This is a genomic window from Streptomyces sp. NPDC012466 (assembly GCF_042955215.1).
Classification (GTDB): Bacteria; Actinomycetota; Actinomycetes; order Streptomycetales; family Streptomycetaceae; genus Streptomyces.
Window position 1 is genome coordinate 152,801 of sequence record NZ_JBIBEQ010000010.1, and the last position, 26,030, is coordinate 178,830.

At 72.0% G+C, this 26,030-nt stretch carries 22 protein-coding genes; 8 read left to right on the forward strand and 14 right to left on the reverse strand.

Features of this window, described 5'->3' with window-relative positions:
- Positions 1-103: 103 nt before the first annotated feature.
- The 5 genes from ACFY9E_RS32100 to ACFY9E_RS32120 form a co-directional block, all read right to left on the reverse strand.
- Positions 104-937: an NAD(P)H-binding protein gene (locus ACFY9E_RS32100; RefSeq protein ID WP_390989886.1), complete on the reverse strand. Its 834-nt coding sequence runs from the start codon at positions 935-937 to the stop codon at positions 104-106.
- 113 nt (positions 938-1,050) lie between these two features.
- Positions 1,051-3,543 carry an aminopeptidase N gene (gene pepN, locus ACFY9E_RS32105; protein WP_390989889.1) on the reverse strand — a complete coding sequence of 831 codons (2,493 nt, stop codon included), beginning with the start codon at positions 3,541-3,543 and terminating at the stop codon, positions 1,051-1,053.
- Positions 3,544-3,610: 67 nt separating this feature from the next.
- Positions 3,611-4,162, reverse strand: a complete 552-nt coding sequence (locus tag ACFY9E_RS32110; RefSeq protein WP_390989892.1) for a response regulator — start codon at positions 4,160-4,162, stop codon at positions 3,611-3,613.
- A gap of 136 nt (positions 4,163-4,298) precedes the next feature.
- Positions 4,299-4,649: a chorismate mutase gene (locus ACFY9E_RS32115; RefSeq protein WP_390989895.1), complete on the reverse strand. Its 351-nt coding sequence runs from the start codon at positions 4,647-4,649 to the stop codon at positions 4,299-4,301.
- Positions 4,650-4,669: 20 nt separating this feature from the next.
- The gene (locus ACFY9E_RS32120) at positions 4,670-5,146 is read right to left on the reverse strand and encodes a GNAT family N-acetyltransferase (protein ID WP_390989898.1); all 477 of its coding nucleotides are present in this window, start codon (positions 5,144-5,146) and stop codon (positions 4,670-4,672) included.
- 123 nt (positions 5,147-5,269) lie between these two features.
- Here ACFY9E_RS32120 and ACFY9E_RS32125 point away from each other — a divergent pair, with 123 nt between their 5' ends.
- Entirely contained in the window at positions 5,270-6,157 is an 888-nt protein-coding gene (locus ACFY9E_RS32125) for a hypothetical protein (RefSeq protein WP_390989901.1), read from the forward strand.
- 6 nt (positions 6,158-6,163) lie between these two features.
- On the opposite strand, the gene ACFY9E_RS32130 is transcribed toward ACFY9E_RS32125, so the two are convergent.
- Positions 6,164-7,069 carry an SDR family oxidoreductase gene (locus tag ACFY9E_RS32130; protein WP_390989904.1) on the reverse strand — a complete coding sequence of 302 codons (906 nt, stop codon included), beginning with the start codon at positions 7,067-7,069 and terminating at the stop codon, positions 6,164-6,166.
- A 1-nt stretch (position 7,070) separates the two neighbouring features.
- Positions 7,071-7,841 (reverse strand): SDR family oxidoreductase, encoded by a 771-nt coding sequence (locus ACFY9E_RS32135; RefSeq protein WP_390989907.1) that lies wholly within the window; start codon positions 7,839-7,841, stop codon positions 7,071-7,073.
- A gap of 55 nt (positions 7,842-7,896) precedes the next feature.
- Here ACFY9E_RS32135 and ACFY9E_RS32140 point away from each other — a divergent pair, with 55 nt between their 5' ends.
- Genes ACFY9E_RS32140 through ACFY9E_RS32155 form a run of 4 tightly spaced genes read left to right on the forward strand, consistent with a single transcriptional unit; the run spans position 7,897 to position 11,247 of the window.
- On the forward strand, positions 7,897-8,649 hold the full coding sequence (locus ACFY9E_RS32140; RefSeq protein WP_390989910.1) for an enoyl-CoA hydratase family protein: 753 nt from the start codon (positions 7,897-7,899) through the stop codon (positions 8,647-8,649).
- Positions 8,646-9,482 carry a CoA-transferase gene (locus ACFY9E_RS32145; RefSeq protein ID WP_390989913.1) on the forward strand — a complete coding sequence of 279 codons (837 nt, stop codon included), beginning with the start codon at positions 8,646-8,648 and terminating at the stop codon, positions 9,480-9,482. Before ACFY9E_RS32140 ends, ACFY9E_RS32145 begins: the two co-directional genes overlap by 4 nt.
- Complete coding sequence (locus ACFY9E_RS32150; RefSeq protein WP_390989916.1) at positions 9,479-10,198, forward strand: CoA-transferase; 720 nt, start codon at positions 9,479-9,481, stop codon at positions 10,196-10,198. Before ACFY9E_RS32145 ends, ACFY9E_RS32150 begins: the two co-directional genes overlap by 4 nt.
- Positions 10,195-11,247, forward strand: coding sequence for a nitronate monooxygenase (locus tag ACFY9E_RS32155; protein WP_390989919.1), 1,053 nt, complete (start codon positions 10,195-10,197; stop codon positions 11,245-11,247). Before ACFY9E_RS32150 ends, ACFY9E_RS32155 begins: the two co-directional genes overlap by 4 nt.
- Here ACFY9E_RS32155 and ACFY9E_RS32160 read toward each other — a convergent pair.
- From ACFY9E_RS32160 to ACFY9E_RS32170, 3 genes are read right to left on the reverse strand one after another with little or no spacing between them, the layout of a single operon-like run.
- On the reverse strand, positions 11,231-12,388 hold the full coding sequence (locus ACFY9E_RS32160) for an acetyl-CoA C-acetyltransferase (protein WP_390989922.1): 1,158 nt from the start codon (positions 12,386-12,388) through the stop codon (positions 11,231-11,233). The genes ACFY9E_RS32155 and ACFY9E_RS32160 overlap by 17 nt on opposite strands.
- Before the next feature lie 24 nt (positions 12,389-12,412).
- The gene (locus ACFY9E_RS32165) at positions 12,413-13,024 is read right to left on the reverse strand and encodes a TetR family transcriptional regulator (RefSeq protein ID WP_390989925.1); all 612 of its coding nucleotides are present in this window, start codon (positions 13,022-13,024) and stop codon (positions 12,413-12,415) included.
- A 42-nt stretch (positions 13,025-13,066) separates the two neighbouring features.
- Positions 13,067-13,855 (reverse strand): SDR family oxidoreductase, encoded by a 789-nt coding sequence (locus ACFY9E_RS32170; RefSeq protein WP_390989928.1) that lies wholly within the window; start codon positions 13,853-13,855, stop codon positions 13,067-13,069.
- Positions 13,856-13,904: 49 nt separating this feature from the next.
- On the opposite strand from ACFY9E_RS32170, the gene ACFY9E_RS32175 reads away from it, so the two are divergent.
- Together ACFY9E_RS32175 and ACFY9E_RS32180 are read left to right on the forward strand one after the other, a co-directional pair.
- On the forward strand, positions 13,905-15,044 hold the full coding sequence (locus tag ACFY9E_RS32175) for an acyl-CoA dehydrogenase family protein (protein WP_390989931.1): 1,140 nt from the start codon (positions 13,905-13,907) through the stop codon (positions 15,042-15,044).
- A 31-nt stretch (positions 15,045-15,075) separates the two neighbouring features.
- Positions 15,076-16,035, forward strand: a complete 960-nt coding sequence (locus ACFY9E_RS32180; protein ID WP_390989934.1) for an acyl-CoA dehydrogenase family protein — start codon at positions 15,076-15,078, stop codon at positions 16,033-16,035.
- On the opposite strand, the gene ACFY9E_RS32185 is transcribed toward ACFY9E_RS32180, so the two are convergent.
- Both ACFY9E_RS32185 and ACFY9E_RS32190 read right to left on the reverse strand, forming a co-directional pair.
- Positions 16,010-17,665: a cytochrome b N-terminal domain-containing protein gene (locus tag ACFY9E_RS32185; protein ID WP_390989937.1), complete on the reverse strand. Its 1,656-nt coding sequence runs from the start codon at positions 17,663-17,665 to the stop codon at positions 16,010-16,012. The genes ACFY9E_RS32180 and ACFY9E_RS32185 overlap by 26 nt on opposite strands.
- A gap of 102 nt (positions 17,666-17,767) precedes the next feature.
- Positions 17,768-18,502, reverse strand: a complete 735-nt coding sequence (locus ACFY9E_RS32190; RefSeq protein WP_390989940.1) for a VWA domain-containing protein — start codon at positions 18,500-18,502, stop codon at positions 17,768-17,770.
- Between the two features lie 207 nt (positions 18,503-18,709).
- Here ACFY9E_RS32190 and ACFY9E_RS32195 point away from each other — a divergent pair, with 207 nt between their 5' ends.
- A complete protein-coding gene (locus tag ACFY9E_RS32195; protein WP_390990255.1) occupies positions 18,710-19,609 on the forward strand; it encodes a chitosanase in 900 nt (299 codons plus the stop codon).
- A gap of 134 nt (positions 19,610-19,743) precedes the next feature.
- Here the strand turns inward: ACFY9E_RS32195 and ACFY9E_RS32200 are convergent, their stop codons facing one another.
- Both ACFY9E_RS32200 and gltB read right to left on the reverse strand, forming a co-directional pair.
- A complete protein-coding gene (locus tag ACFY9E_RS32200) occupies positions 19,744-21,207 on the reverse strand; it encodes a glutamate synthase small subunit (RefSeq protein ID WP_390989943.1) in 1,464 nt (487 codons plus the stop codon).
- On the reverse strand, positions 21,200-25,804 hold the full coding sequence (gltB, locus tag ACFY9E_RS32205; RefSeq protein ID WP_390990257.1) for a glutamate synthase large subunit: 4,605 nt from the start codon (positions 25,802-25,804) through the stop codon (positions 21,200-21,202). The genes ACFY9E_RS32200 and gltB overlap by 8 nt, the downstream gene beginning before the upstream one ends.
- Between the last annotated feature and the right edge of the window lie 226 nt (positions 25,805-26,030).

Here is a 26,030-nt window from a genome sequence, read left to right on the forward strand (position 1 = left end):
CCTCCGGGGCGCGGGGCGGCGCGCCCGAGGAGACCAACGACTCAACCCGGGTGGAGGTACCTCCGTGACGGAAAACCGGTCGGGCCGGGTGGCCCCGGGGGGCTCAGTTCTTGAAGTCGGCCGTGTGGTCTGCGGCCCAGGCCGCGAAGGGGCGGGCCGGCCTGCCGGTGACCTCGCGGACGGTGTCGGTGATCTCGGGGGTGGTGCCGACCATGGCGGCGAAGGACTTCAGCAGGGCCGTGAGGGTGCCCGGCGGGAGGTGCGGGAAGAGTTCGGGGCCCGCTTCTTCGGGTGCCAGTTCGGTGAAGCGCAGCTCGCGGCCCAGGGCGTCGCCGATCGCGGTGACCTGTCCGGCGTTGGTGATCGCCTCGGGTCCGGTGAGGCGGTGGGCGGTGCCCTCGTGGCCGTCGTCGAGGAGGGCGCGTTCGGCGACGGCGGCGATGTCGTCCTCGTGGACCGGCGCGGAGCGGGCCTCGGCGAAGACGCCACGGACGGTGTCGCCGCCGCGGATCTGCGGGGCCCACTGGAAGGCGTTGGTGGCGAACGCGCCCGGCCGCAGGAAGGTCCATGCCAGGCCGCTGTCGCGGACGTGCCGTTCGGCGGTGGCGTGCATGACGTGGATGGGGTGGGTCTCGTCGGCGCCCGGCTCGATGATCGCGGAGGACAGCAGGACGACGTGGCGCACCCCGGCGGCGCGGGCCGCCGCCAGCAGGCCGGGGGTGTGCTCGCCGCCCGCCTGGACGTACAGGAACAGCTTGGTGACGCCGTCGAACAGGGCGGCCGGGTCGTCGTGCCGGAGTCGTACCGTCTCTGCGCCGGCGGGCAGGCGGGCCCGCTGCGGGTCGCGGGTCAGTGCCCGGACGGGCCGGCCGGCGGTGACGAGGCGTTCGACCAGGGCGCGGCCGACGTTTCCGGTGGCGCCGGTCACTGCGATCATGGAGGGCTCCTCGGGCGGGGTCGTCTGTCGTGACCCGAGGCTAGGAGGGGCGGCCGGCCCGCCGCATCGGCGAAAGGGACCAGCCGCCCCGCGAGTGCCCTACGTCGCCGGTCCTAGTTCTCCTGGCCGCCCTGGACCCGCAACGCCCGTGCCAGGTCGTCAAGTTGGTCGACGAGCTTGCGGCGCAGGGCGGGGATCGGGTCGGCGTCGCGCAGGCATTCCCGGCCGAGGCGGAGGGTGTCGGCGTCGACGGCGTGCGCGGGGAAGGCCCAGCGGCCGGCCGCGTCGGCGATGGCGGGGCCGCGGCGGTCGGCGACGGCGACCGCGTCGGCGTAGTAGCGCTCGACGTACGCGCGTACCAGGTCGGCCTGTTCGGGCTGCCAGAAGCCCCGGGCGGTGGCGGTGAAGAGGTAGTTGGACAGGTCGTCCGAGCCGAACATCGCCTGCCAGGCGCGGGCCTTGGCCTCCGGGTCGGGCAGGGCGGCCCGGCAGCGGGCGGCGCCCTCCTGGCCGGTGGCGCTCGGGTCGCGTTCGAGTTCGGCGGCGATGGCGGCCTCGTCGGTGGCGCCGAGGACGGCGAGCCGGGCGAGCACGCGCCAGCGCAGTTCGGGGTCGAGTTCGGGGCCGCCGGGGACGGTGCCGTCGGCGAGCCACGCGGCGATGGTGTCGGGGTGGGCGGTCACGTCGATGCGGTGGCGTACGGCGATCAGGCGCAGGCCGGGGTTGTCGCCGTCCTCGGTGCGGCGGATGAGGTCGCGGCACAGTTCGGAGAGGGTGGCGAGGGCGGCGGGCCGCTCCGCGGGCGTGAGGTAGCGGTCGGTGATGTACGTGGAGGCGAAGGCGAGCACGCCCTGGACGATGGCGAGGTCCGTCTCCAGCGGGAGGTGGGCGCGGGCGGTCTCCAGGTAGGCGCCGGGGGCGAGTTCGCCGTCGCGGACGGCGTCGCGCAGGGCGTTCCAGACGACCGCGCGGGTGAGCGGTTCGGGCAGGCCGGACAGGTCCTTGCGGACGGTCTCGAAGGACTCGGGGTCGAAGCGGACCTTGGCGTAGGTGAGGTCGGCGTCGTTGAGGAGGAGCAGGGCCGGCCGCTTGCCGATGGGGTGGGCGTCGGTCTGCGGGAGGTCCAGGTGGAGGCGTTCGCGCAGGACGAGCTGTCCGCCGTCGTCGCCGAGGTCCCGGTCGTAGAGGCCGGCGGCGATGCGGTGCGGGCGGCTGCCGGCGCGGTCGACGGTGAGGGCGCAGGTGCCGTGCTCGCCGGGGGCGATCCGCGGGGTGAGGGTGTCGACGCCGGTGGTGCGCAGCCAGGCGTCGGCCCAGGCGTGGACGTCGCGGTCGGTGGCGCCGGCGAGGTTGTCGATGAAGTCGGCGAGGGTGGCGTTGGCGAATTTGTGCCGGGCGAAGTGGGTGTTGATGCCGGCGAGGAAGTCCTTCTCGCCGAGCCAGGCGACCAGCTGCCGCAGCGCGCTGGCGCCCTTGGCGTAGGAGATGCCGTCGAAGTTGAGCAGCGCGGAGGCGGTGTCGTCGACGGCCTCGGGGGCGACGGGGTGGGTGGAGGGGCGCTGGTCGGCGTCGTAGCCCCAGGACTTGCGGGTGACGCCGAAGTCGGTCCAGGTGTCGGTGAAACGGGTGGCTTCGGTGAGGGTCTGGTAGCCCATGTACTCGGCGAAGGACTCGTTCAGCCAGATGTCGTCCCACCACTTGAGGGTGACGAGGTCGCCGAACCACATGTGGGCCATCTCGTGGGCGATGACCATGGCGCGGGTCTGGCGTTCGGTGTCGGTGACGGCGGAGCGGTAGACGAACTCGTCGCGGAAGGTGACCAGGCCGGGGTTCTCCATGGCGCCGGCGTTGAACTCGGGGACGAAGGCCTGGTCGTAGGAGTCGAACGGGTAGGGCTCGTCGAACTTCTCGTGGTAGCGGTCGAAGCAGGCGCGTGTGACGTCGAGGAGTTCGTCGCAGTCGGCGTCCAGGTAGGGGGCGAGGGAGCGGCGGCAGTGCAGTCCGAAGGGCAGGCCGCGGTGCTCGGTGCGGACGGAGTGCCAGGGGCCGGCGGCGACGGCGACGAGGTAGGTGGAGATGAGCGGTGTGGGGGCCGCCTTCCATACGCCGTCGGTGTGTTCGGTGATGCCGTTGGCGAGGACGGTCCAGTCCTGCGGGGCCTTCACCGACAGCTCGAAGGCGGCCTTCAGGTCGGGCTGGTCGAAGGCGGCGAAGACCCGCTGGACGTCGTCCATGAACAGCTGGGTGTAGACGTAGGTCTCGCCGTCGGTGGGGTCGGTGAAGCGGTGCATGCCCTCGCCGGTGCGGGAGTAGCGCATCCGTGCGTCCACGCGCAGTTCGTGCTCGCCGGCGGTGAGGCCGGGCAGGGCGAGCCGGTTGCCGTCCAGGGCTTCGGGGTCCAGGGGGTGTCCGTCGAGGGTGACGGAGCGCAGCTCGGCGGGCTTGAGCTCGACGAAGGTGTCCCCGTCCACGCGGGCAGCGAACCTGATCTGGGTGCGGGAGTCGAAGGTGTCGTCTCCGCCGGTCAGGTCGAGTTCGATCGTGTAGCGGTGGACATCGAGGAGCTCGGCTCGGGTCTGCGCTTCGTCGCGCGTCAGTACGGACATGCGAGACATGCTGCCTGATGGCGTCGGCATGGCACAGAGGCGGATCGGTACGTGCCCAATGTCCGGTCTAGGTGCGGTCCTTTTCGAGCTCCCCGGCGTGCGCCCCCATGGGTCGTTGTGTCGGCACGCGCGCGTCGGGATGGGGCGGGGCGGGGCGCGGGGGGTGTGCGGTGGTCTCGGTGTGCTCCCGCACGAGGGCGCGCAGGCGGTGCACTTCGTGTTCCAGGGCGAGTTGGCGCCGGTGGGTTTCGAAGAGGTAGCGGACCTTGGTGCGCAGGGCCCAGGGGTCCACGGGCTTGAGGACGAGGTCGGCGACGCCGAGCCGGAAGGCGGTGGTGGTCAGTTCGTGGTCGGCGCCGAAGCCGGTGAGCAGGATCACCGGGATGTGCTGGGTCTGCTCGACGCGTCGCATGTAGCGCACGACCTCCAGCCCGCTGACGCCGGGCATGCGCACGTCGAGCAGGAGCAGGCCGACCTGGCCGCGGAGCACCTGTTTGAGTGCCTCGTCGCCGCTGGTGGCCCGGTCGAGCCGATAGCCCAGCGGGGCCAGGGCGCTCTCCAGCGCGTACAGCGTGTCCTCGTGGTCGTCGACGATGAGGATCCTGGTATCCGACGGCATGACCCGACGCCCCTCCCTCGTGGAGGACCAGAGTAGTCCGGGACACTGACGCGTAGTGCTCGACAGCTGACTTGCTGTGCACGGCGCAGCATGCACCTGGCGGGCCGCCGTGTCACTCCCCGGGGCGCGCGGGAGGTCAGTTGCCGCCGGTGGTGGTGCCGTTGAGCGCCTGGTCCGCGATGCGCTCGTGGTGGCGGATGACCTCGCCGACGATGAAGTTCAGGAACTTCTCGGCGAAGGCCGGGTCCAGCTTGGCGTCCTCGGCGAGGGCGCGCAGCCGGGCGATCTGGCGGGCCTCGCGGGCCGGGTCGGCGGGCGGCAGCTGGTGCTCGGCCTTGAGGTGGCCGACCTGCTGCGTGCACTTGAAGCGCTCGGCGAGCATGTGGACGACGGCCGCGTCGATGTTGTCGATGCTGTCGCGCAGCCGGGTGAGCTCTGCGCGGACGGCGGGGTCGACGTCGCGGGAACCGGTGTTGCTGGTGGTCATGGGGCGTCAGCCTACGGGGATCACACCGGGTGGCCGCCGGCCGTCTCATTCTTCGGCGGTGAGAGTCGCTTGTGGAAGTAGACGTCCTCGTGGCCGCCGGGGACGCCCTGGATGCGGGCCCGTTCCCGGAAGCCGAGCTTCGGGTAGAAGCCGGGTGCCTGGAAGCTGTACGCGGAGACGATCATGTCGGTGCAGCCGCGCCGGGCCGCCTCGGTCTGCGCGGCGCGCATCAGCCGGCCGCCCCAGCCGGCGTGCCGCTGGTCCTCGCGCACCCAGAGCATGTTTACGGAGCACAGGGTGCCCCAGGTCCAGGCGGTGAGCCCGCCGACCAGGGCGCCCGTCGCGTCGGTGGCGCGGACGGAGAGGGGCTCGGTGGCTGCGCCGTCGGCGGCGGCGGTGTTGAAGGCGGTCAGCTCCTCGTCGAGCCGTTTCTCGAGGTCGTCGTCCCGGCCGCCCACCCGGAGCGAGGCGGCGCTGGTGTGCTGTTCGCTGGTCACGGTCCGGATTCTGCCGGAGTCGCCGGGGGCGGCGGCCGTTTTTCGCCGTGGCACGGACCGTCCGCGGCCGGTCGCGTCCTCGTACAGTGGAACCGGGTTCCGGGGCGTCCTTGGGGGTGAGGCGTGGCGAACGACGGGCCGGTCGAGCACGGCTACCCGCATCTGGAGACGGTGCGGGCCGCCGTCACGGCGCTGTACAGGCGGCTGTCGTACGACACCGTCCAGACGTTCGCGACCAGCGTGGTCCCCGCCGACGTGGCGTTCTGCGACACCGACGACGTGTATCTGGGGGCGCAGCGGGTGGCGCGGGAGCTGGTGCGGCACTACCGGCTGCCGGATGCCCGGCTGATCGTGAGCTTCCGGGAGATGCGGCACGCGGCGAACGTCGAGCTCGCGGCCGGGCCGGAGTACTTCGTGGAGCTGAACGACCGGTTCCGTACGCATCGGCGGGACATCGGGGCGGCCCTGGCGCACGAGGTGATGCACGTGTACCTGCACCGCCTCGACCTGTCGTTCCCGGGCGTGCGGGACAACGAGATCCTCACGGACACGGCGACGACGTATCTGGGTGCGGGGTGGCTGCTGCTGGACGCGTACCGGGAGGACGGGGCGTCGTCGCAGAAGCTGGGGTATCTCACGCCGGAGGAGTTCGGGTACGTGCTGGCCAAGCGGGCGCTGGTGTTCGGGGAGGACCCGTCGGTGTGGTTCACCAGTGCGCAGGCGTACACGGCGTATGTGAAGGGGATGGAGCTGGCCCGCCGGGACGCGCAGGAGCCGCCGTTGACGGCGGCGGGGTGGGCGGGGCGGCGGCGGTACGCCCGCGACCGGCGGCACGCCCCGGAGGCTGGGCCGCAGCCGGGGGTGCGGTACGCGTTCTCGCCCGACGGGGGCGGGCGGTTGCGGGTGTCGTTTCCCTGCCCCACGTGTCATCAGCGGATCAGGGTGCCGGTCCGGGGGCGGGTCCGGGCGCGGTGCGCGTTGTGCCGGAGCGTCCTGGAGTGCGACACGTGAACGTCCTCAGGTGCCGTACACCGGCCCCGGTTCGGACGCCTCCGCCAGAAGTTTCCGGGTCAGCTCCCCCGCCTCGGCCGGACTCCAGCGCCCGCCCTTGTCCGCGCTCGGCCCCGCCCTCCATCCGTCCATGACCGTGATCCGGCCGCCCTCCGCCTCGAAGACCCGGCCGGTCACGCCGGTGCTCGCCGCCGAGCCCAGCCAGACGACGAGGGGTGAGACGTTTTCGGGGGCCATCGCGTCGAAGCCGGAGCCGGGGGCCGTCATGGTGTCCGCGAAGGCGCGTTCCGTCATCCGGGTCCGGGCGGCGGGGGCGATGGCGTTGACCTGGACGCCGTAGCGTCGCAGTTCGGCCGCCGCGACGAGGGTCAGGGCGACGATGCCGGCCTTGGCGGCGCTGTAGTTGCCCTGTCCGACCGAGCCCAGCAGTCCGGCTCCGCTGCTGGTGTTGACGATCCGGGCCTCGGGCCGGCGGCCCGCCTTGGCCTCGCGGCGCCAGTGCGCGGCCGCGTGCCGCAGGGGCAGGAAGTGGCCTTTGAGGTGGACGCGTACGACGGCGTCGAAGTCGTCCTCGTCGAGGTTGACCAGCATCCGGTCGCGCAGGAAGCCCGCGTTGTTGACGAGGGTGTCGAGCCGGCCGTACGCCTGCAGGGCCGTGCGGACCAGCGAGGCGGCGCCCTCGGTCGTGGCGATGTCACCGCCGTGCGCCACCGCCTCGCCGCCCGCCGCGCGGATCTCCTCCACGACCCGGGCGGCGGGACCGTCGGGCCCGGGGGTGCCGTCGAGGCCCACCCCGAGGTCGTTGACGACCAGCCGTGCCCCCTCGGCCGCGAACGCGAGGGCGTGGGCCCGGCCGAGCCCGCGCCCCGCGCCCGTGACGACGACGACCCGGCCCGCGCAGATTCCGCTCATGTCAGCTCTCCTTGTCCGCGGTGGGCGGGTGGCCGCTCACCCGCCCGGCGCCCGCCGCGTCCAGGAAGGCCGGCCGTTCCCCGCCCCCGTGCACCTTCAGGCTCGCTCCGCTGATGTACGCGGCGGCGTCGGACGCCAGGAACACCGCCGCGCGGCCCACGTCGGACGGTTCGGCGAGACGGCCCAGCGGGACCGTGCGGGCGACGGCGGCGATGCCGTCCCGGTCGCCGTAGTGGAGGTGGGACCGTTCGGTGCGGACCATGCCCACGACGAGGGTGTTGACCCGGATGTCGGGCGCCCATTCCACGGCCATGGAGCGGGCGAGGTTCTCCAGGCCCGCCTTGGCGGCGCCGTAGGCGGCGGTGCCGGGTGAGGGGCGGCCGCCGCTGACGCTGCCGATCATGACGATCGAGCCCCTGGAGTGCCGCAGCCGGTCGTACGCGGCGAGGGACACGGTCAGCGGCGCGAGCAGGTTGAGCTCCACCACGCGCGCGTGCCGCTCCGGTCCGGCCTCGGTGAGCAGCCGGTGAGGTGCGCCGCCCGCGTTGTTGACGAGCACGTCCAGCCGGGGAAGGCCGGCGAACAGGCGCCCGGCGGCGTCGGTGTCCCGGACGTCCAGCGGCACGAACTCGGTACCGGGGAGCGGGACGTCCGGTGGCCGGCGGGCGCAGACCACGACCTCGGCGCCCGCCCGCACGAAGGCACGCGCGATGCCGGCGCCGACACCCCGGGTCCCGCCGGTGACGACGGCGACCTTCCCGTCCAGCTCCATGCGCTGCTACCTTTCCACCTAACAAACGTTTGGTGGAAAGGTAGCTGATGCGGCCATGGGTGTCTCCACCTCGTGCGGGGAAAAGGGCATCACCGTCGTCACGGTCGACTTCCCACCGGTGAACGCCCTGCCGGTGGCGGGCTGGTTCGCCCTGGCCGACGCGGTGCGCGCGGCCGGACGCGATCCGGAGGTCCGGTGCGTGGTGCTGGCCGCCGAGGGACGCGGGTTCAACGCGGGTGTGGACATCAAGGAGCTGCAGGCGGACGACCGGGAGCACAGCGCGCTGCTCGGTGTGAACAGCGGCTGCGCACAGGCGTTCGCGGCGGTCTACGAGTGCGAGGTGCCGGTCGTGGCGGCGGTGCAGGGCTTCTGCCTGGGCGGCGGCATCGGCCTGGTGGGGAACGCGGACGCGATCGTGGCGAGCGAGGACGCGGTGTTCGGACTGCCCGAGCTGGACCGCGGGGCCCTCGGCGCGGCCACCCACCTGGCCCGGCTGGTCCCCCAGCACCTGATGCGGGCGCTGTACTACACGGCGCGTACGGCGAGCGCGGCCGACCTGCACGCGCACGGGTCGGTGTGGCGGGTGGTGCCGCGCGGCGCACTGCGCTCCGCCGCCCTGGAACTGGCCCGCGAGATCGCCGCGAAGGACGGCCGGCTGCTCCGTCTGGCCAAGGCCGCGCTCAACGGCATCGACCCCGTTGACGTGCGCCGCAGCTACCGCTTCGAGCAGGGCTTCACCTTCGAGGCGGGTCTCAGCGGGGTGGGCGCGCGGGTGCGCGACAGGTTCGGGCAGGAGGGTGCGCGATGAGGGACAAGACGATGTCGGCGGACGAGGCGGTGTCCCGGCTGTCCAGCGGCATGACCCTCGGCATCGGCGGCTGGGGCTCGCGCCGCAAGCCGATGGCCCTGGTGAGAGCGCTGCTCAGGTCGCGGATCACCGACCTCACCATCGTGTCGTACGGCGGCCCGGACGTGGGCATGCTGGCCGCGGCCGGGCGGATCCGGCGGCTGGTGACGGCTTTCGTCACCCTCGACTCGATCCCGTTGGAACCGCACTACCGGGCGGCTCGTGAGCGGGGTGCCTTCGCCCTGACGGAGATCGACGAGGCGATGTTCCTGTGGGGTCTGCGGGCGGCGGCGAACCGGCTCCCGTTCCTGCCGGTGCGGGCCGGGTTCGGCTCGGACGTGATGCGGGTCAACCCGGGCCTGAGGACGGTCACTTCGCCGTACGAGGACGGGGAGACGTTCGTGGCCGTGCCCGCCCTGCGGCTGGACGCGGCCCTGGTGCACGTCAACCGCGCGGACCGCTCGGGCAACGGGCAGTACCTGGGCCCGGACCCGTACTTCGACGACCTGTTCTGCGCGGCCGCCGACACGGCGTACGTGAGCTGCGAGCGGATCGTCGGCACGGCCGAGCTGACGAAGGAGGGCCCGCCGCAGACCCTGCTGATCAAGCGGCACACGGTCACCGGTGTCGTCGAGTCCCCGCACGGGGCGCACTTCACGTCCTGCGCGCCCGACTACGGCCGGGACGAGGCCTTCCAGAAGCGGTACGCGACCACGCCCTGGCCCGCTTTCGAGGCCGGGTACCTCGACGGGGACGAGCAGGCGTACCAGGCGGCCGTGCGGGAGGGCACATGACCGGGCCCACCCGTGCCGAGTACTGCGTGATCGCCTGCGCCGAGGCCTGGCGGGACGACGGCGAGGTGCTGGCGAGCCCCATGGGGCTGATCCCCTCGATCGGCGCCCGGCTGGCCCGGCTCACCTTCGCACCGGACCTGCTGCTGACCGACGGCGAGGCGATGCTCGTCCGCCCGGACGGGACACCCGAGGGCTGGCTGCCGTACCGCGAGCATCTGGCCTGGGTCACCGCAGGGCGGCGGCACGTGATGATGGGCGCGAGTCAGATCGACCGGTTCGGCAACCAGAACATCGCCTGCATCGGTGACTGGGAGAGGCCGAAGCGGCAGTTGCTGGGGGTACGCGGCGCACCGGTCAACACCCTGAACCATCCGACCAGTTACTGGATCCCGAGGCACTCCCGGCGGGTCTTCGTCGAGCGGGTCGACATGGTCTGCGGGGTCGGCTACGACCATGCGGCCGGGGCGCGCTACCACCGGATCCCGCGGGTCGTCTCCGACCTGGGCGTCTTCGACTTCGCCACCCCCGACCGCTCGATGCGGCTGGCCTCCCTGCACCCGGGCGTCACGGTGGAGCAGGTGAAAGAGGCGACGGGCTTCGAACTGACCGTGCCGGACGAGGTGCCGGAGACCCGGGAGCCGACCGGTGAGGAGCTCCGGCTGATCCGCGAGGTCGTCGACCCGGCCGGGGCCCGGGCCGGGGAGGTCGCCGCGTGAGGGGGACGGCGCTCACCCGGCTGACCGGTGTCCGCCATCCGGTCGTGCAGACCGGGATGGGCTGGGTGGCCGGACCCCGGTTGGTCTCCGCGACGGCGAACGCGGGCGCCCTCGGCATCCTGGCCTCCGCCACGATGACACCCGGGCGGCTGCGCGAGGCCGTACGGGAGGTGAGGGCCCGGACCGACGCGCCGTTCGGGGTGAACCTGCGCGCCGACGCGGCCGACGCGGGCGATCGCGTGCGGATCCTGATCGAGGAGGGCGTCCGGGTCGCCTCCTTCGCCCTCGCCCCCTCCCGGGAGCTGATCGGCGAGCTCAAGGAGGCCGGTGTGGTCGTCATGCCGACCGTGGGGGCGCGGCGGCATGCCGAGAAGGTCGCGGCGTGGGGCGCGGACGCGGTGCTCGTGCAGGGCGCGGAGGGCGGCGGGCACACCGGGGAGGTGGCCACGACCGTGCTGCTGCCGCAGGTGGTGGACGCGGTGCGGATACCCGTCGTCGCGGCAGGCGGCTTCTTCGACGGGCGCGGGCTGGCCGCGGCCCTGGCCTACGGGGCGGCGGGCGTGGCGATGGGCACGCGGTTCCTGCTGACCTCGGACTCGACCGTGCCGGACGCGGTGAAGGCGAGGTATCTCGCGGCGGCCGTGAAGGACGTGACGGTGACCCGGGCGGTCGACGGGCTCCCGCACCGCATGCTGCGTACGGAACTGGTGGCCGCCCTGGAGGACGCCGGCCGGGCCGGGGCGCTCGCGCGGGCCCTGCGCGCGGCGGCCGGATTCCGCAGGCTGTCCGGGCTGACCTGGCGGCAGCTCGTCCGTGACGGGCTGGCCCTCAAACGCGGCAAGGACCTGTCCTGGAGCCAGGTACTGCTCGCCGCGAACACGCCGATGCTGCTGAAGTCGGCGATGGTGGACGGCCGTACGGACCTGGGGGTGATGGCGTCCGGGCAGGTCGCCGGGGTGATCGGCGACCTGCCGTCGTGTGCGGAGCTGGTGGAGCGGATCATGAGGGAGGCCGACGAGACGCTGACGCGGCTCACAGCCGTTCGATGATCGTCACATTGGCCTGGCCGCCGCCCTCGCACATGGTCTGCAGACCGAACCGGCCGCCGGTGCGCTCCAGTTCGTGCAGCAGGGTCGTCATGAGTTTGACGCCGGTCGCGCCGAGGGGGTGCCCCAGGGCGATCGCGCCGCCGTTGACGTTGACCCGGTCCGGGTCGGCGCCGGTCTCCTTCAGCCAGGCCAGGACGACCGGCGCGAAGGCCTCGTTGATCTCGACGAGGTCGATGTCGTCGATGGTCAGGCCGGTCTTCCTCAGGGCGTGGGCGGTGGCCGGGATGGGGGCGGTGAGCATCCGGATCGGGTCCTCGCCGCGCACCGAGAGGTGGTGCACGCGCGCGCGGGGGGTGAGCCCGTGGTCGCGCACGGCCCGTTCGGAGGCCAGCAGCATCGCCGCCGCCCCGTCGGAGACCTGGGAGGAGCAGGCGGCGGTGACGGTTCCGCCGTCGAGGACCGGCTTGAGACCGGCCATCTTCTCCAGGGAGGTGTCCCGGCGCGGCCCCTCGTCGGCGGTGACCTCTCCGTACGGGACGCTCTCGCGGCCGAAGCGGCCCTCGTCGATCGCCCGCACCGCCCGCCGATGGGAGCGCAGGGCGAACTCCTCCTGGTCCTGCCGGGTGATCCCCCACTTGGCGGCGATCATCTCGGCGCCCACGAACTGGTTGACGGGCTTGTCCCCGTACCGTGCCCGCCAGCCGGCGCTGCCCGCGAAGGGCCCCTGGGTCAGCCCGAGCGGTTCGGCGGCCTGCCGGGTGGCGAAGGCGATGGGGATCATCGACATGTTCTGCACCCCGCCGGCGACCACCAGGTCCTGGGTGCCGGACAGCACGGCCTGCGCGGCGAAGTGCACGGCCTGCTGCGAGGAGCCGCACTGCCGGTCGACGGTCACGCCCGGCACCTCCTCGGGCAGCCCGGCCGCCAGCCAGCAGGTCCGCGCGATGTCCCCGGCCTGCGGCCCCACCGCGTCCAGGCAGCCGAGGACGACGTCCTCCACGGCGGCCGGGTCGGCGCCCGAGCGGTCCATCAGCTCCCCCAGGACGTGCGCGCCGAGGTCGGCGGGGTGGACCGCGCTCAGCCCTCCCCCGCGCCGCCCGACGGGCGTCCGCACCGCTTCGACGATGTAGGCCTCGGCCATGACGACTCCCTGTGTGCATAGGGGCTATGGGCGTACGGCGATCCCGTCCAGCACCATCGACAGGTACTGCCGGGCGATCTCGTCCGGGCTGTGCTGTCCGCCCGGCCGGTACCAGGACGCGGCGACCCACACGGTGTCGCGCACGAACCGGTAGGTGAGCCGGACGTCGAGGTCGGCCCGGAAGGCCCGCTCGGCGACGCCGCGCTCCAGTGTGGACAGCCAGGCCTTCTCGAACCTGCGCTGCGACTCGGCGAGGAACGCGAACCGCTCCTGCGCCACGAGCTGTCTGCTCTCCTTCTGGTAGATCGCGACGGCCGCACGGTGCCGGTCGATCTCCCGGAACGACTCGGTGACCAGGGCCTGAAGCGTCTCGCGCGGGCCGAGCCCGGCGGCCAGGACGGTGTCGTAGCCGTCCCACAGCTCGTCGAGGAAGGTGCGCAGGATCTCCTCCAGCATCGACTCCTTGGAGTCGAAGTGGTAGTAGAGGCTGCCGGCGAGCATCCCCGCGTGGTCCGCGATCTTGCGGACGGTGGTGGCGTTGTAGCCCTGCTCGGCGAAGACCTCGGCGGCGGTGCCGAGGAGTTCGGCGCGACGGTCGCGAACCGCGGCGGCCACGGCGGGCTCAGTGGCGGTCACCTGGGGATTCTTCTTCGTAGGAGGCACGGGTCCATTGTCGTCCTAGGGATGCCTGCTGCTGACGGAGACCACTTCTCCGGTCATGTACGAGGAGTAGCCGGAGACCAGGAAGACGATCACGTTGGCCACCTCCCAGGGTTCGGCCCAGCGCCCGTAGGCCTCGCGGGCGGTCAGCTCGGCGAGCAGCTCGGGCGTGGTCACCTTCACCAGGTGGGGGTGCATGGCGAGGCTGGGCGCCACGGCGTTGACCCGCACCCCGTACCCGGCCGCCTCGATGGCCGCGCACCGGGTCAGCGCCATCACGCCCGCTTTTGCGGCGGCGTAGTGGGCCTGCCCGGCCTGGGCGCGCCAGCCGACGACGGAGGCGTTGTTGACGATCACCCCGCCGCCGGTGCCCTTCATGTGCCGGAGCGCGGTCCGCACGCACCGGAACGTGCCGGTGAGCGTCACGTCCAGGACGCGGGACCACTGCGCGTCGGTCATGTCGACGAGGTCCGCCGTGCCGCCGAGACCGGCGTTGTTGACCACGACGTCGAGGCGGCCGTGCTGCGCCGCGGCCGTCTCGAAGAGCATGCGCACCTGTGTCTCGTCGGTGACGTCGCAGGGCACGGCGGTGACCGACGTCGCGCCGAACTCATCGGCCAGCCGCGCCTCGTGCTCCTTGAGCCGCCGTGCGTGCGCGTCGCTGATCAGCACGCGCGCGCCCTCCTCCAGGAAGCGCCGCGCGGTGGCTGCGCCGATCCCCGCGCCGGCCGCCGCCGTGACGACCGCGGTCCGCCCCTTCAGCAGGCCGTGGCCCGGCACGTACGACGGACTCTCGACGTCTGTCATGGGCTCACGCTAACCTACCAAACACTTGTTAGGGAAGAAGGGAGCGGTCGTGGACCTGGCGTTCTCCCCGGCGGACGAGCGGTTCCGAGCCGAGGCGCGGGAGTGGCTGCACACGCACGTACCGCGCGATCCACTGCCCTCCCTGGAGACCGAGGAGGGCTTCGCCGCGCACCGCGTCTGGGAGGCGGAGCTGGCCGCGGACCGCTGGTCGGTCGTCAACTGGCCGTCGCGCTACGGCGGGCGGGACGCGGGGCTGGTGCGGTGGCTGCTCTTCGAGGAGGAGTACTGGGCGGCGGGCGCCCCGGGCCGCGTCGGCCAGAACGGCGTCCAGTTACTCGCCCCGACCCTCCTCGACCACGGCACCGAGGAGCAGCGGGCCCGGGTCCTGCCCCCGATGGCCCGCGGCGAGGTGGTCTGGGCGCAGGCCTGGTCGGAGCCCGAGGCCGGTTCCGATCTGGCGTCCCTGCGGGCGAAGGCCGTGCGCACGGACGGCGGATGGCTGCTGACCGGCCAGAAGACCTGGTCCTCGCGGGCCGCGTTCGCCGACCGCGCCTTCGGGCTGTTCCGCAGCGACCCGGACACCGCCAAGCCCCACCAGGGCCTGACGTACCTGATGTTCGGCCTGCGCGCCCCCGGTGTCACGGTCCGCCCGATCGGCCGCCTCGACGGCAAGCCCGCCTTCGCGGAGCTGTTCCTCGACGAGGTGTTCGTGCCCGACGAGGACGTGATCGGCACCCCGGGCCAGGGCTGGCGCATCGCGATGTCGACGGCCGGCAACGAACGCGGGCTGATGCTCCGCTCCCCCGGCCGCTTCCTGGCCGCCGCGCGCCGGCTGGAGGAGCTGTGGCGCGAGCAGGGCAGCCCGGTGTCGACGCGGGGCCGGGTGGCCGACGCCCTGACCGGTGCCCGCGCCTACCAGCTCTTCACGTACGCGGCCGCCTCCCGCTTCCTGGAGGGCGAGGCCGTCGGCCCCGAGTCGAGTCTCAACAAGGTCTTCTGGTCCGAACTGGACATCGCGCTGCACGAGACGGCCCTCGACCTGCTCGGCCCCGAGGGCGAGAGAGCGGACACCGACTGGGCGGAGCGGTACGTCTTCGCCCTCGCCGGGCCCCTGTACGCGGGCACGAACGAGATCCAGCGTGACATCATCGCCGAGCGCCTGCTCGGCCTGCCGAGGGGACGCCGCTGATGCCGGGCGCTTCGCCGGAGGGGCGGCCTTGATGCGCTTCCTCCCCGATCCCGAGCAGCGTGCCTTCGCGGCGTCGCTGGACGCCCTGCTCGCGGCGGCGGACACACCGGCGGTGATCCGGGACTGGAGCCGGGGCGACCACGCGAGCGGGCGGGCGCTGTGGTCCCGCGCGGCCCGGGCGGGCGTGTTCGCGCTGGCGGTGCCGGAGACGCACGAGGGCCTGGGACCGCGACCCGTCGAACTGGCCGTGGCGTTCGTCGAACTGGGCCGCCACGCGGTACCCGGCCCGCTGGTCGAGACGGTCACGGCGGCGGTGCTCCTCACAGGAGCCGACCCGGGGGTCGCCAAGCGGCTGCTGCCGGCCCTCGCGTCCGGGGAGACCATGGCGACGGTGGCCCCCGAGGGCGCGTACGCCCTGGACGGCGACGCGGCGGCCCTCCGGCTCGCCTGCACCCCCGACGGCATCCGCCTCTCCCCCGGCCACGGCCCCGTCCGCCCCTCCCTCGACCCGGCCCGCCGCCTCACCCCCCTCGCCCCCGGCGGCGAACTCCTCGGTCCCCCCGTGGAGCAGGCCCTCACCTGGGCCCGCCTCGCCACCGCCGCCCAAGCCCTCGGCGTGGGCCTCGCGCTCCTCGACAGAACCGTCGGATACGTCAAGCAGCGCACCCAGTTCGGTGTGCCCGTCGGCTCGTTCCAGGCGGTCAAGCACCGGCTGGCCGACGCGAAGACGGCCCTGGAGTTCGCGCGTCCCCTGTTGTTCGGCGCCGCGCTGAGCATGCGTCCGGCCGAGGTCGCCGCCGCCAAGGCGGCCGCGTGCGAGGCGGCGTACGCCACCGCCCGCACCGCACTGCACCTGCACGGGGCGATCGGCTACACCGCGGAGTACGGCCTGGCGCTGTGGCTGACCAAGGCCCGGGCCCTGCGCACGGCCTGGGGCGACCCCGAGACGTGCCGGGCTCTGGTCGTCAGTGCCGGTGATCGCCGCTGGTGATCTCCCGGTACTCCTCCACCGTCGGTTTCTCGATCCGCGCGTCGGGCCCGAACATGGCCTTCGCGAGCCGGGCGCGCAGCCGCTCGGACCGCTTGACCCTGCGGCGGACGCCCCCCGCGTCGACCTCGCGCCCGGCCTCGAAGGGCGGGTTCTGCTCGTGCTGGGTGAGCGTGAACAGCTCGGCCTGCGCGAGGGGCTCGTGGACCTCGATGTACTCGCCGGTCGGCAGCCGTTTGATGGTGCCGGTCTCCCGCCCGTGCAGCACCGCGGCGCGGTCGCGGCGCTGCAGGCCCATGCAGATCTTCTTCGTGACGATGAACGCGGCGACCGGCAGCACGAAGACGCCGATCCGCACGAACCAGGTGATCACGTTGATGGACAGATGCAGATGCGTGGCGACGATGTCGTTGCCGCCGCCGATCAGCAGCACCGCGTACAGGGTCAGCCAGGCCACGCCGAGACCGGTGCGCACGGGCACGTTGCGCGGCCGGTCCAGGATGTGGTGCTCGCGTTTGTCGCCGGTGATCCACGCTTCGATGAAGGGATAGACGCCGAGGGCGAGCAGGATCAGCGGGAAGAGCGAGAAGGGGATGAACACGCCGAGGACGAGGGTGTGTCCCCAGAGGTTGATCTCCCACCCCGGCATCACCCGGATGAGGCCTTCGGAGAAGCCGAGGTACCAGTCGGGCTGGGCGCCGGTGGTGACCAGGTCGGGGCGGTAGGGACCGAAGGCCCACACGGGGTTGATCTGGGCGATCGCGCCCATCACCGTCAGCACGCCGAAGACGAGGAAGAAGAAACCGCCGGCCTTGGCCATGTACACCGGCAGGAAGGGCATCCCGACGACCGACCGCTCCTGGCGGCCGGGGCCCGGGAACTGGGTGTGCTTGTGGTAGAAGACCAGGATCAGATGGGCGGTCACCAGCCCCAGCATGATCCCGGGCAGCAGCAGGATGTGGACGGGGTACAGCCGCGAGATGATGTCCTCGCCCGGGAACTCCCCGCCGAACAGGAAGAACGACAGGTACGTCCCGACGATCGGGATCGACAGGATCGCGCCCTGGGCGAAGCGGATGCCGGTGCCGGACAGCAGGTCGTCCGGGAGGGAGTAGCCGGTCAGGCCCGTGATGATGCCGAGCATCAGCAGGGTCCAGCCGAAGAGCCAGTTCAGCTCGCGCGGCTTGCGGAAGGCGCCCGTGAAGAACACCCGCATCATGTGCACCAGCATGCCGGTGATGAAGACCAGCGCCGCCCAGTGGTGGATCTGCCGGATCAGCAGCCCGCCGCGCACATCGAAGCTGATGTCCAGCGTGGACTCGAACGCCCTGCTCATGAGGACGCCGTTGAGCTCCGTGTAGGAGCCGTTGTAGACGACCTCCTGCATGCTCGGTTCGAAGAACAGCGTGAGGTAGACGCCGGTGAGGATCAGCACGACGAAGCTGTAGAGGGTGACCTCGCCCAGCATGAAGGACCAGTGGTCCGGGAAGACCTTGCGCATGTTGGCCCTGGCCAGGGCCAACAGCCCGAGCCGCCCGTCCGCCCAGTCGGCGAGCTTCTCGCCCCTGCCTGCGGGAGATCCCCTGCGGGCGGAGTCCGTCCCATACACCCGTCGTGCGCCGTCGTCGCCCATACGTCGTCGCCTCCCCGTCGGATCCTTCCCAGCGTGGCACGGCGTCGCGGCCGTGCAAACGGGGCGTGGCGCCGGTTGGGCCAAGGGGACGAGCGGCCCGGCTCAGCGGCTGCCGGAGTCCCTCACGATCCCCTGCGCCCGCGCGGCCACCAGCCACTTCGGGAACTCGCCCACCAGCCGGTCGTACAGCTCGGTGTCGGGGACCTTCCGCGGATCCGCCCCCGCGTGGAAGAACCCGGCGTTGTCGACGACCCGCTTGCCCGGCACGGCCAGCTCGTCCAGCTTGCGCAGGAAGTCGAACTGCTTGCTGCCCGGGTCGCCGAAGCCGATGAACTGCCAGAACAGCGGCAGCCTGGCCGCCTTGCAGAGGTACCGCTCCGCGGCGAGCTTGTTGATGGGCCCGCCGTCGGTCTGGAACACCACGAGGGCGGGCTCGGCCGACCCGCTGTCCAGATAGTGGTCGATGACGGCGTCCATCGCCAGGTGGTAGCTGGTCTTCCCCATGTGCCCGAGCCCGGCGACGATCCGCTCGATCCTTCCCCGGTGATCGGCGAGCGCGATGTCGGTGACGGCGTCGACATCGGTGGAGAAGAACACGACCGGCACGCTGCCGTCGTCGTCCAGATGAGCCGACAGCCCGAGCACCCGGTCGGCCAGCGCCTGCACACTGCCGTCCTTGTAGTACGGCTTCATCGAGCCCGAGTGGTCGACCACGAGGTAGACCGCGGCCCGCAGCCCGTCGAGGCCGTTCTTCGCGAGGGACACCCCGGCGCTCTTGTAGAGGTTGACCAGCGTCGGCGCGGTCTCCTCGAACGTGCGCAGACTGATCGCGGCCATACGTGTCCCCCTGGATCACCGGACGTGGATGCCGAAAGTATGCCTCGCCGACCCGCCGGTGGACGCGCGCGGACCCTGGCGTACGCTTACGCGCCCCTGGCCCGGCACCGCGCGCCGGTGCGGGCGGGGGCGTGCGTCGGGCCGCTGGTGCTCCAGGCGGCCGGGACGGCGGAGAAGGTGACGGAGCCGACAGGCAGGGTGATCCCGGTGAAGCGTGCCGGTGTGGCGTTCTTCGTCGCCGTTCCCGTGGTCGCCACGGCGTCGGCCTACTTCCTCGCGCCCGCGGACTCCGCCGAGACCACGGCGAAACCCTCCGTGTCCGCCGCCCAGGCGGCCCGGGAAGAGGCCAGGGACCGGGCCGAGGAGGAGCGGGCAGAGGACGACAAGGTGATCGCCGGGCTGCCCGCGGGCCTGGCCGCCCCGGAGAAGAAGGAACTGGCGCAGCGGATCGTGGCGAGCGCCCACGAGTCGACGCTGAACTGGCGCGCCCTCTACGGCTCCATCGAGGACCTGGAGGACGGGCGGGGCTACACCGCCGGGATCGCCGGCTTCTGCACCGGCACCCACGACCTGCTCGCCCTGGTCGAGCGCTACACCGACGCCCACCCGGACAACGGCCTGGCCCGCTACCTGCCGGCCCTGCGCGAGGTCGACGGCACGGACTCCCACGAGGGCCTGGACCCCGGCTTCACCGCGGCCTGGAAGGCGGAGGCGAAGCTCCCGGCCTTCCGCAGGGCCCAGGACGAGCACCGTGACCGTGTGTCCTTCGACCCGGCGGTCCGCCTCGCCAAACTGGACGGCCTGGGCACGCTCGGCCAGTTCGTCTACTACGACGCTCTGATCTTCCACGGTCCCGACACCGGCCCAGAGGGCTTCTACGGCCTGCGCGAACGCGCGCTGCGCGTGGCGGACACACCGGCCGAGGGCGGCAGTGAGAAGGCGTACCTGGGCGCCTTCCTCGACGTCCGCCGCACCGCCATGGCCGCCGACCGCACGGACACGAGCCGCGTCGACACCGCCCAGCGCCGTTTCCTGAACGAGGGCAACCTGCGTCTCGAGACGCCGCTGGAGTGGGCCGTCTACGGGGACACGTACAAGGTGCCGTGACCGAGGCCCGTACCGGGTGTCGTGGCCGGCGGGGGGAAAGCGACAGCGCCTGCCCGGTCGTCCGGTCGGGGACTGTTGGGCAGGCGCCGTCAGTGTTCCGCACGCCGTTGTGCGGGACGTCTTGTGAGGTGCGGTCAGACCATCAGCGCGCGGTCCGTCGGGCGGATCGGCGCCGGCAGCTCGCTCGCGCCCGTGAGGGCACGGTCCACGCCGCGGGCCGCCGAGCGGCCCTCCGCGATCGCCCAGACGATGAGCGACTGGCCGCGGCCGGCGTCACCGGCGACGAACACGCCCGGCACGTTGGTCTGGAAGTCGGCGTCGCGGGCGATGTTGCCGCGCTCGTCGAGCTCCAGGCCGAACTGCTCGACCAGGCCGTTCTCGCGGTCGGTGCCGGTGAAGCCCATGGCGAGGGTGACCAGCTGGGCGGGGATCTTGCGCTCCGTGCCCGGCTTCTGGGTCAGCTTGCCGTCGATGAACTCCACCTCGGTGAGGTGCAGCCACTGGACGTTGCCGTCCTCGTCGCCCTCGAAGTGGGTCGTCGAGACCGAGTAGACCCGCTCGCCGCCCTCCTCGTGGGCCGAGGTGACCTTGTACAGCATGGGGAAGGTCGGCCACGGCTGGTTGGTCGGGTGCCGCTCGTCGCCCGGGCGGGGCATGATCTCCAGCTGCGTGACGGAGGCCGCGCCCTGGCGGTGGGCGGTGCCCACGCAGTCCGCGCCGGTGTCGCCGCCGCCGATGACCACGACGTGCTTGCCCTCGGCCGTGATGGGGGGCGCCACGAAGTCGCCCTCCTGGACCTTGTTGGCCAGCGGCAGGTACTCCATGGCCTGGTAGACGCCCTTGAGCTCGCGGCCCGGCACCGGCAGGTCGCGGGCCGTGGTGGCGCCGACGGCCAGGACGACCGCGTCGTAGCGCTTCTTCAGGTCCGTGGCCTTCAGGTCACGGCCGATCTCGACGCCCGTGCGGAAGCGGGTGCCCTCCGCGCGCATCTGCTCGATGCGGCGGTTGATGTGCCGCTTCTCCATCTTGAACTCGGGGATGCCGTAGCGGAGGAGGCCTCCGATGCGGTCCGCGCGCTCGTAGACGGCGACGGTGTGGCCGGCGCGGGTGAGCTGCTGGGCGGCGGCGAGGCCGGCCGGGCCCGAGCCGACGACGGCGACGGTCTTGCCGGACAGGCGCTCCGGGATCTGCGGGGCGACGTCCCCGGTCTCCCACGCCTTGTCGATGATCGAGACCTCGACGTTCTTGATGGTGACCGGCGGCTGGTTGATGCCGAGCACGCACGCCGACTCGCACGGAGCGGGGCACAGGCGGCCCGTGAACTCCGGGAAGTTGTTGGTGGCGTGCAGGCGCTCCTGCGCGGCCGCCCAGTCCTCGCGGTAGGCGTAGTCGTTCCACTCGGGGATGAGGTTCCCGAGCGGACAGCCGTTGTGGCAGAACGGGATGCCGCAGTCCATGCAGCGGCTGGCCTGCTTGCTGATGATCGGCAGCAGGGAGCCGGGGACGTAGACCTCGTTCCAGTCCTTGACGCGCTCTTCGACGGGGCGGGACTTGGCGAGCTCGCGCCCGTGGTTCAGGAAGCCCTTCGGGTCAGCCATTGATCGCCGCCTCCATCATCTTCTCGTGGGTCTCGGTCTCGGAGAGACCGGCTCGCTCGGCGGCGTCCTTGGCGGCGAGCACTGCCTTGTACGTGCTGGGGATGATCTTGCTGAAGCGCTCGACGGCGGTGTCCCACTCGGCCAGGAGCTTCTCGGCGACGGTGGAGCCCGTCTCCTCCTGGTGGCGGCGGACCACGTCGTGCAGCCACTGCCTGTCGGTGTCGTCCAGCGCCTCGACGGCGTCCAGGTTGCCGACGTTGACGTTGTCGCTGTCCAGGTCGATCACGTACGCGATGCCGCCGGACATGCCGGCCGCGAAGTTGCGGCCCGTCTCGCCGAGCACCACCGCGTGGCCGCCGGTCATGTACTCGCAGCCGTGGTCGCCCACGCCCTCGGAGACGACCGTCGCGCCGGAGTTGCGGACGCAGAAGCGCTCGCCGACCTTGCCGCGCAGGAACATCTCGCCGCCGGTGGCGCCGTAGCCGATGGTGTTGCCGGCGATGACGCTGTACTCGGCGAGGTGGTCGGCCGCGCGGTCGGGGCGGACCACGATCCGGCCGCCGGACAGGCCCTTGCCGACGTAGTCGTTGGCGTCGCCCTCCAGGCGCAGCGTGACACCGCGCGGCACGAAGGCGCCGAAGGACTGGCCGGCGGAGCCGGTGAAGGTGATGTCGATGGTGTCGTCGGGCAGGCCCGCACCGCCGAACTTCTTCGTCACCTCGTGGCCGAGCATGGTGCCGACCGTGCGGTTGATGTTGCGGATCTGCACCTGGGCGCGCACCGGCTGGGCCTCGGTGGCGCCGGACGCGGCGAGGGCGTCGGCGGCCAGCTTGATCAGCTGGTTGTCGAGCGCCTTCTCCAGGCCGTGGTCCTGCGCGATGACCTGGTGGCGCACCGCGCCCTCGGGCAGCTCGGGCACGTGGAACAGCGGCTCCAGGTTGAGGCCCTGCGCCTTCCAGTGGTCGACGGCCCGCGTGACGTCGAGGGTCTCGGCGTGGCCGACGGCCTCCTCGATGGAGCGGAAGCCCAGCTCGGCGAGGATCTCGCGGACTTCCTGGGCGATGTACTGGAAGAAGTTCACGACGTACTCGGCCTTGCCGGCGTAGCGCTCGCGCAGGACCGGGTTCTGCGTGGCGATGCCGACCGGGCAGGTGTCCAGGTGGCAGACGCGCATCATGACGCAGCCGGAGACGACGAGCGGCGCGGTCGCGAAACCGAACTCCTCGGCGCCGAGCAGCGCGGCGATGACCACGTCACGGCCGGTCTTCAGCTGGCCGTCGGTCTGCACGACGATGCGGTCGCGCAGGCCGTTGAGCAGCAGCGTCTGCTGGGTCTCGGCGAGGCCGAGCTCCCAGGGACCGCCGGCGTGCTTGAGCGAGGTGAGCGGCGAGGCACCGGTACCGCCGTCGTGGCCGGAGATGAGCACGACGTCCGCGTGCGCCTTGGACACACCCGCGGCGACCGTGCCGACGCCGACCTCGGAGACCAGCTTCACGTGAATCCGCGCCTGCGGGTTCGCGTTCTTCAGGTCGTGGATCAGCTGGGCCAGGTCCTCGATGGAGTAGATGTCGTGGTGCGGGGGCGGCGAGATGAGGCCGACGCCCGGCGTCGAGTGCCGCGTCTTGGCGACCCACGGGTAGACCTTGTGGCCGGGCAGCTGGCCGCCCTCGCCGGGCTTGGCGCCCTGGGCCATCTTGATCTGGATGTCGTCGGAGTTGACCAGGTACTCGGAGGTCACACCGAAGCGGCCGGAGGCGACCTGCTTGATGGACGACCGGCGAGCCGGGTCGTACAGACGCTCCGGGTCCTCGCCGCCCTCACCGGTGTTGGACTTGCCGCCCAGCTGGTTCATGGCGATGGCGAGGGTCTCGTGCGCCTCCTGGGAGATGGAGCCGTACGACATGGCGCCCGTGGAGAACCGCTTGACGATCTCGGAGACCGGCTCGACCTCGTCGATGGAGATCGGCTGCCGGTCCGACTTGAAGCCGAACAGGCCGCGCAGCGTCATCAGCCGCTCGGACTGCTCGTTCACGCGCTCGGTGTACTTCTTGAAGATGTCGTAGCGGCCGGAGCGCGTGGAGTGCTGGAGGCGGAAGACCGTCTCCGGGTCGAACAGGTGCGGCTCGCCCTCGCGGCGCCACTGGTACTCGCCGCCTATGTCCAGCGCCCGGTGCGCGGGGGCGATGCCGGAGGCCGGGTAGGCCTTGGCGTGGCGGGCGGCGACTTCCTTGGCGACGACGTCGATGCCGACGCCGCCGATCTTGGTGGCCGTGCCGTTGAAGTACTTCGTGACGAAGGTCTCGTCGAGACCGACGGCCTCGAAGACCTGGGCGCCGCGGTAGGAGGCGACGGTCGAGATGCCCATCTTGGACATGACCTTCAGCACGCCCTTGCCGAGGGCGTAGATGAGGTTGCGGATGGCCTGCTCGGGCTCGACGCCGGGCAGGAAGGTGCCGGCGCGGACCAGGTCCTCGACGGACTCCATCGCCAGGTACGGGTTGACGGCGGCGGCGCCGTAGCCGATGAGCAGGGCGACGTGGTGGACCTCGCGGACGTCACCGGCCTCGACCAGCAGGCCCACCTGGGTGCGCTGCTTGGTGCGGATGAGGTGGTGGTGGACGGCCGCGGTGAGCAGCAGCGACGGGATCGGCGCGTGCTCGGCGTCCGAGTGGCGGTCCGACAGGACGATCAGGCGGGCGCCGTTCTCGATGGCGGCGTCGGCCTCGGCGCAGATCTCGTCGATGCGCGCGGCCAGCGCGTCACCGCCGCCGTGCACCCGGTACAGGCCGGACAGGGTCGCGGCCTTGAAGCCGGGCATGTCGCCGTCGGCGTTGATGTGGATGAGCTTGGCCAGCTCGTCGTTGTCGATCACCGGGAAGGGCAGCAGGACGCTGCGGCAGGACGCGGCCGACGGCTCCAGCAGGTTGCCCTGGGGGCCCAGCGAGGAGCGCAGGGAGGTGACCAGTTCCTCGCGGATGGCATCCAGCGGCGGGTTGGTGACCTGCGCGAACAGCTGCGTGAAGTAGTCGAAGAGCAGACGCGGGCGGTCCGACAGCGCGGCGATCGGCGAGTCGGTTCCCATCGAGCCGATCGGCTCGGCGCCGGCCTTGGCCATCGGCGCGAGGATGACGCGCAGCTCCTCCTCGGTGTAGCCGAAGGTCTGCTGGCGGCGGGTGACCGAGGCGTGCGTGTGCACGATGTGCTCGCGCTCGGGCAGGTCGGACAGCTCGATCTCGCCGGCCTCGACCCACTCCGCGTAGGGGTTCTCGGCGGCGAGCTCGGCCTTGATCTCGTCGTCCTCGATGATGCGGTGCTCGGCGGTGTCCACGAGGAACATGCGGCCGGGCTGGAGCCGGCCCTTGCGGACGACCTTGGCCGGGTCGATGTCGAGGACGCCGACCTCGGAGCCGAGGACGACAAGGCCGTCGTCGGTGACCCAGTAGCGGCCGGGGCGCAGGCCGTTGCGGTCGAGGACCGCGCCGACCTGGGTGCCGTCGGTGAAGGTGACGCAGGCCGGGCCGTCCCAGGGCTCCATCATCGTGGAGTGGAACTGGTAGAAGGCGCGCCGGGCCGGGTCCATGGAGTCGTGGTTCTCCCACGCCTCCGGGATCATCATCAGCACGGAGTGCGGCAGGGAACGGCCGCCCAGGTGCAGGAGTTCGAGGACCTCGTCGAAGGAGGCGGAGTCGGAGGCGTCCGGCGTGCAGACCGGGAAGATCCGCTCGATGGCCTTGTCGGATCCGAACAGGTCCGAGACGAGCTGCGACTCGCGGGCGACCATCCAGTTGCGGTTGCCCTTGACGGTGTTGATCTCACCGTTGTGCGCGACGAAGCGGTACGGGTGGGCCAGCGGCCACGACGGGAAGGTGTTCGTCGAGAACCGGGAGTGCACGAGCGCGATCGCGGAGGCGAAGCGGCGGTCGGACAGGTCCGGGAAGAAGGGCTCCAGCTGGCCGGTGGTCAGCATGCCCTTGTAGACGATGGTCCGCGCGGACAGCGACGGGAAGTACACGCCGGCCTCGCGCTCGGCCCGCTTGCGCAGCACGAAGGCCCTGCGGTCGAGGTCGATGCCCGTGGCGGGCGAGGCGGCGGCGTCGCTGACGAAGATCTGGCGGAAGACCGGCATGGTCGACCGGGCGGTGGCACCCAGCAGCTGGGGTGCGACCGGAACCTCGCGCCACCCGAGGACGGTGAGGTTCTCGTCGGAGGCGATCGTCTCGATCTGCGAGACGGCGTCGGCGGTGGAGTCCTCCGGCAGGAAGGCGATACCGACCGCGTAGGCGCCGGCCTCGGGCAGTTCGAATCCGGCCACGTCACGGAAGAAGGCGTCCGGGACCTGCGACAGGATGCCGGCGCCGTCGCCGGAATCGGGCTCCGAGCCGGTGGCACCGCGGTGCTCGAGGTTGCGCAGGACGGTCAGGGCCTGCTCGACCAGGGTGTGGGACGCCTCGCCGGTAAGGGTGGCGACGAAGCCGACGCCGCAGGCGTCGTGCTCGTTGCGGGGGTCGTACATACCCTGCGCAGCAGGGCGAGCATCCATGAAGGACCAGTTCTGGCCATTCGCGGAATGCTGGGACGGCTGGCGCGGCGTACGCATCGGCTCTCCCGTCGTCGTCATCTGGCATATGCAAGTGCCGAGGGACGACGTTGGCCCTCGCGTGATCGCAAAATTTCGTGCAGGTTACATGATGGAGCGGTTCTCGGGAAGCGGGATAATCCGTTCCAGCATGCGGACACTGCGGGTTCGCGGCGGGGGTACCACACCAGCAGTGGAAGCTATGGAGGGACCGCGCGGAACGACCGGGTCAGATCGGTTTCCGTCG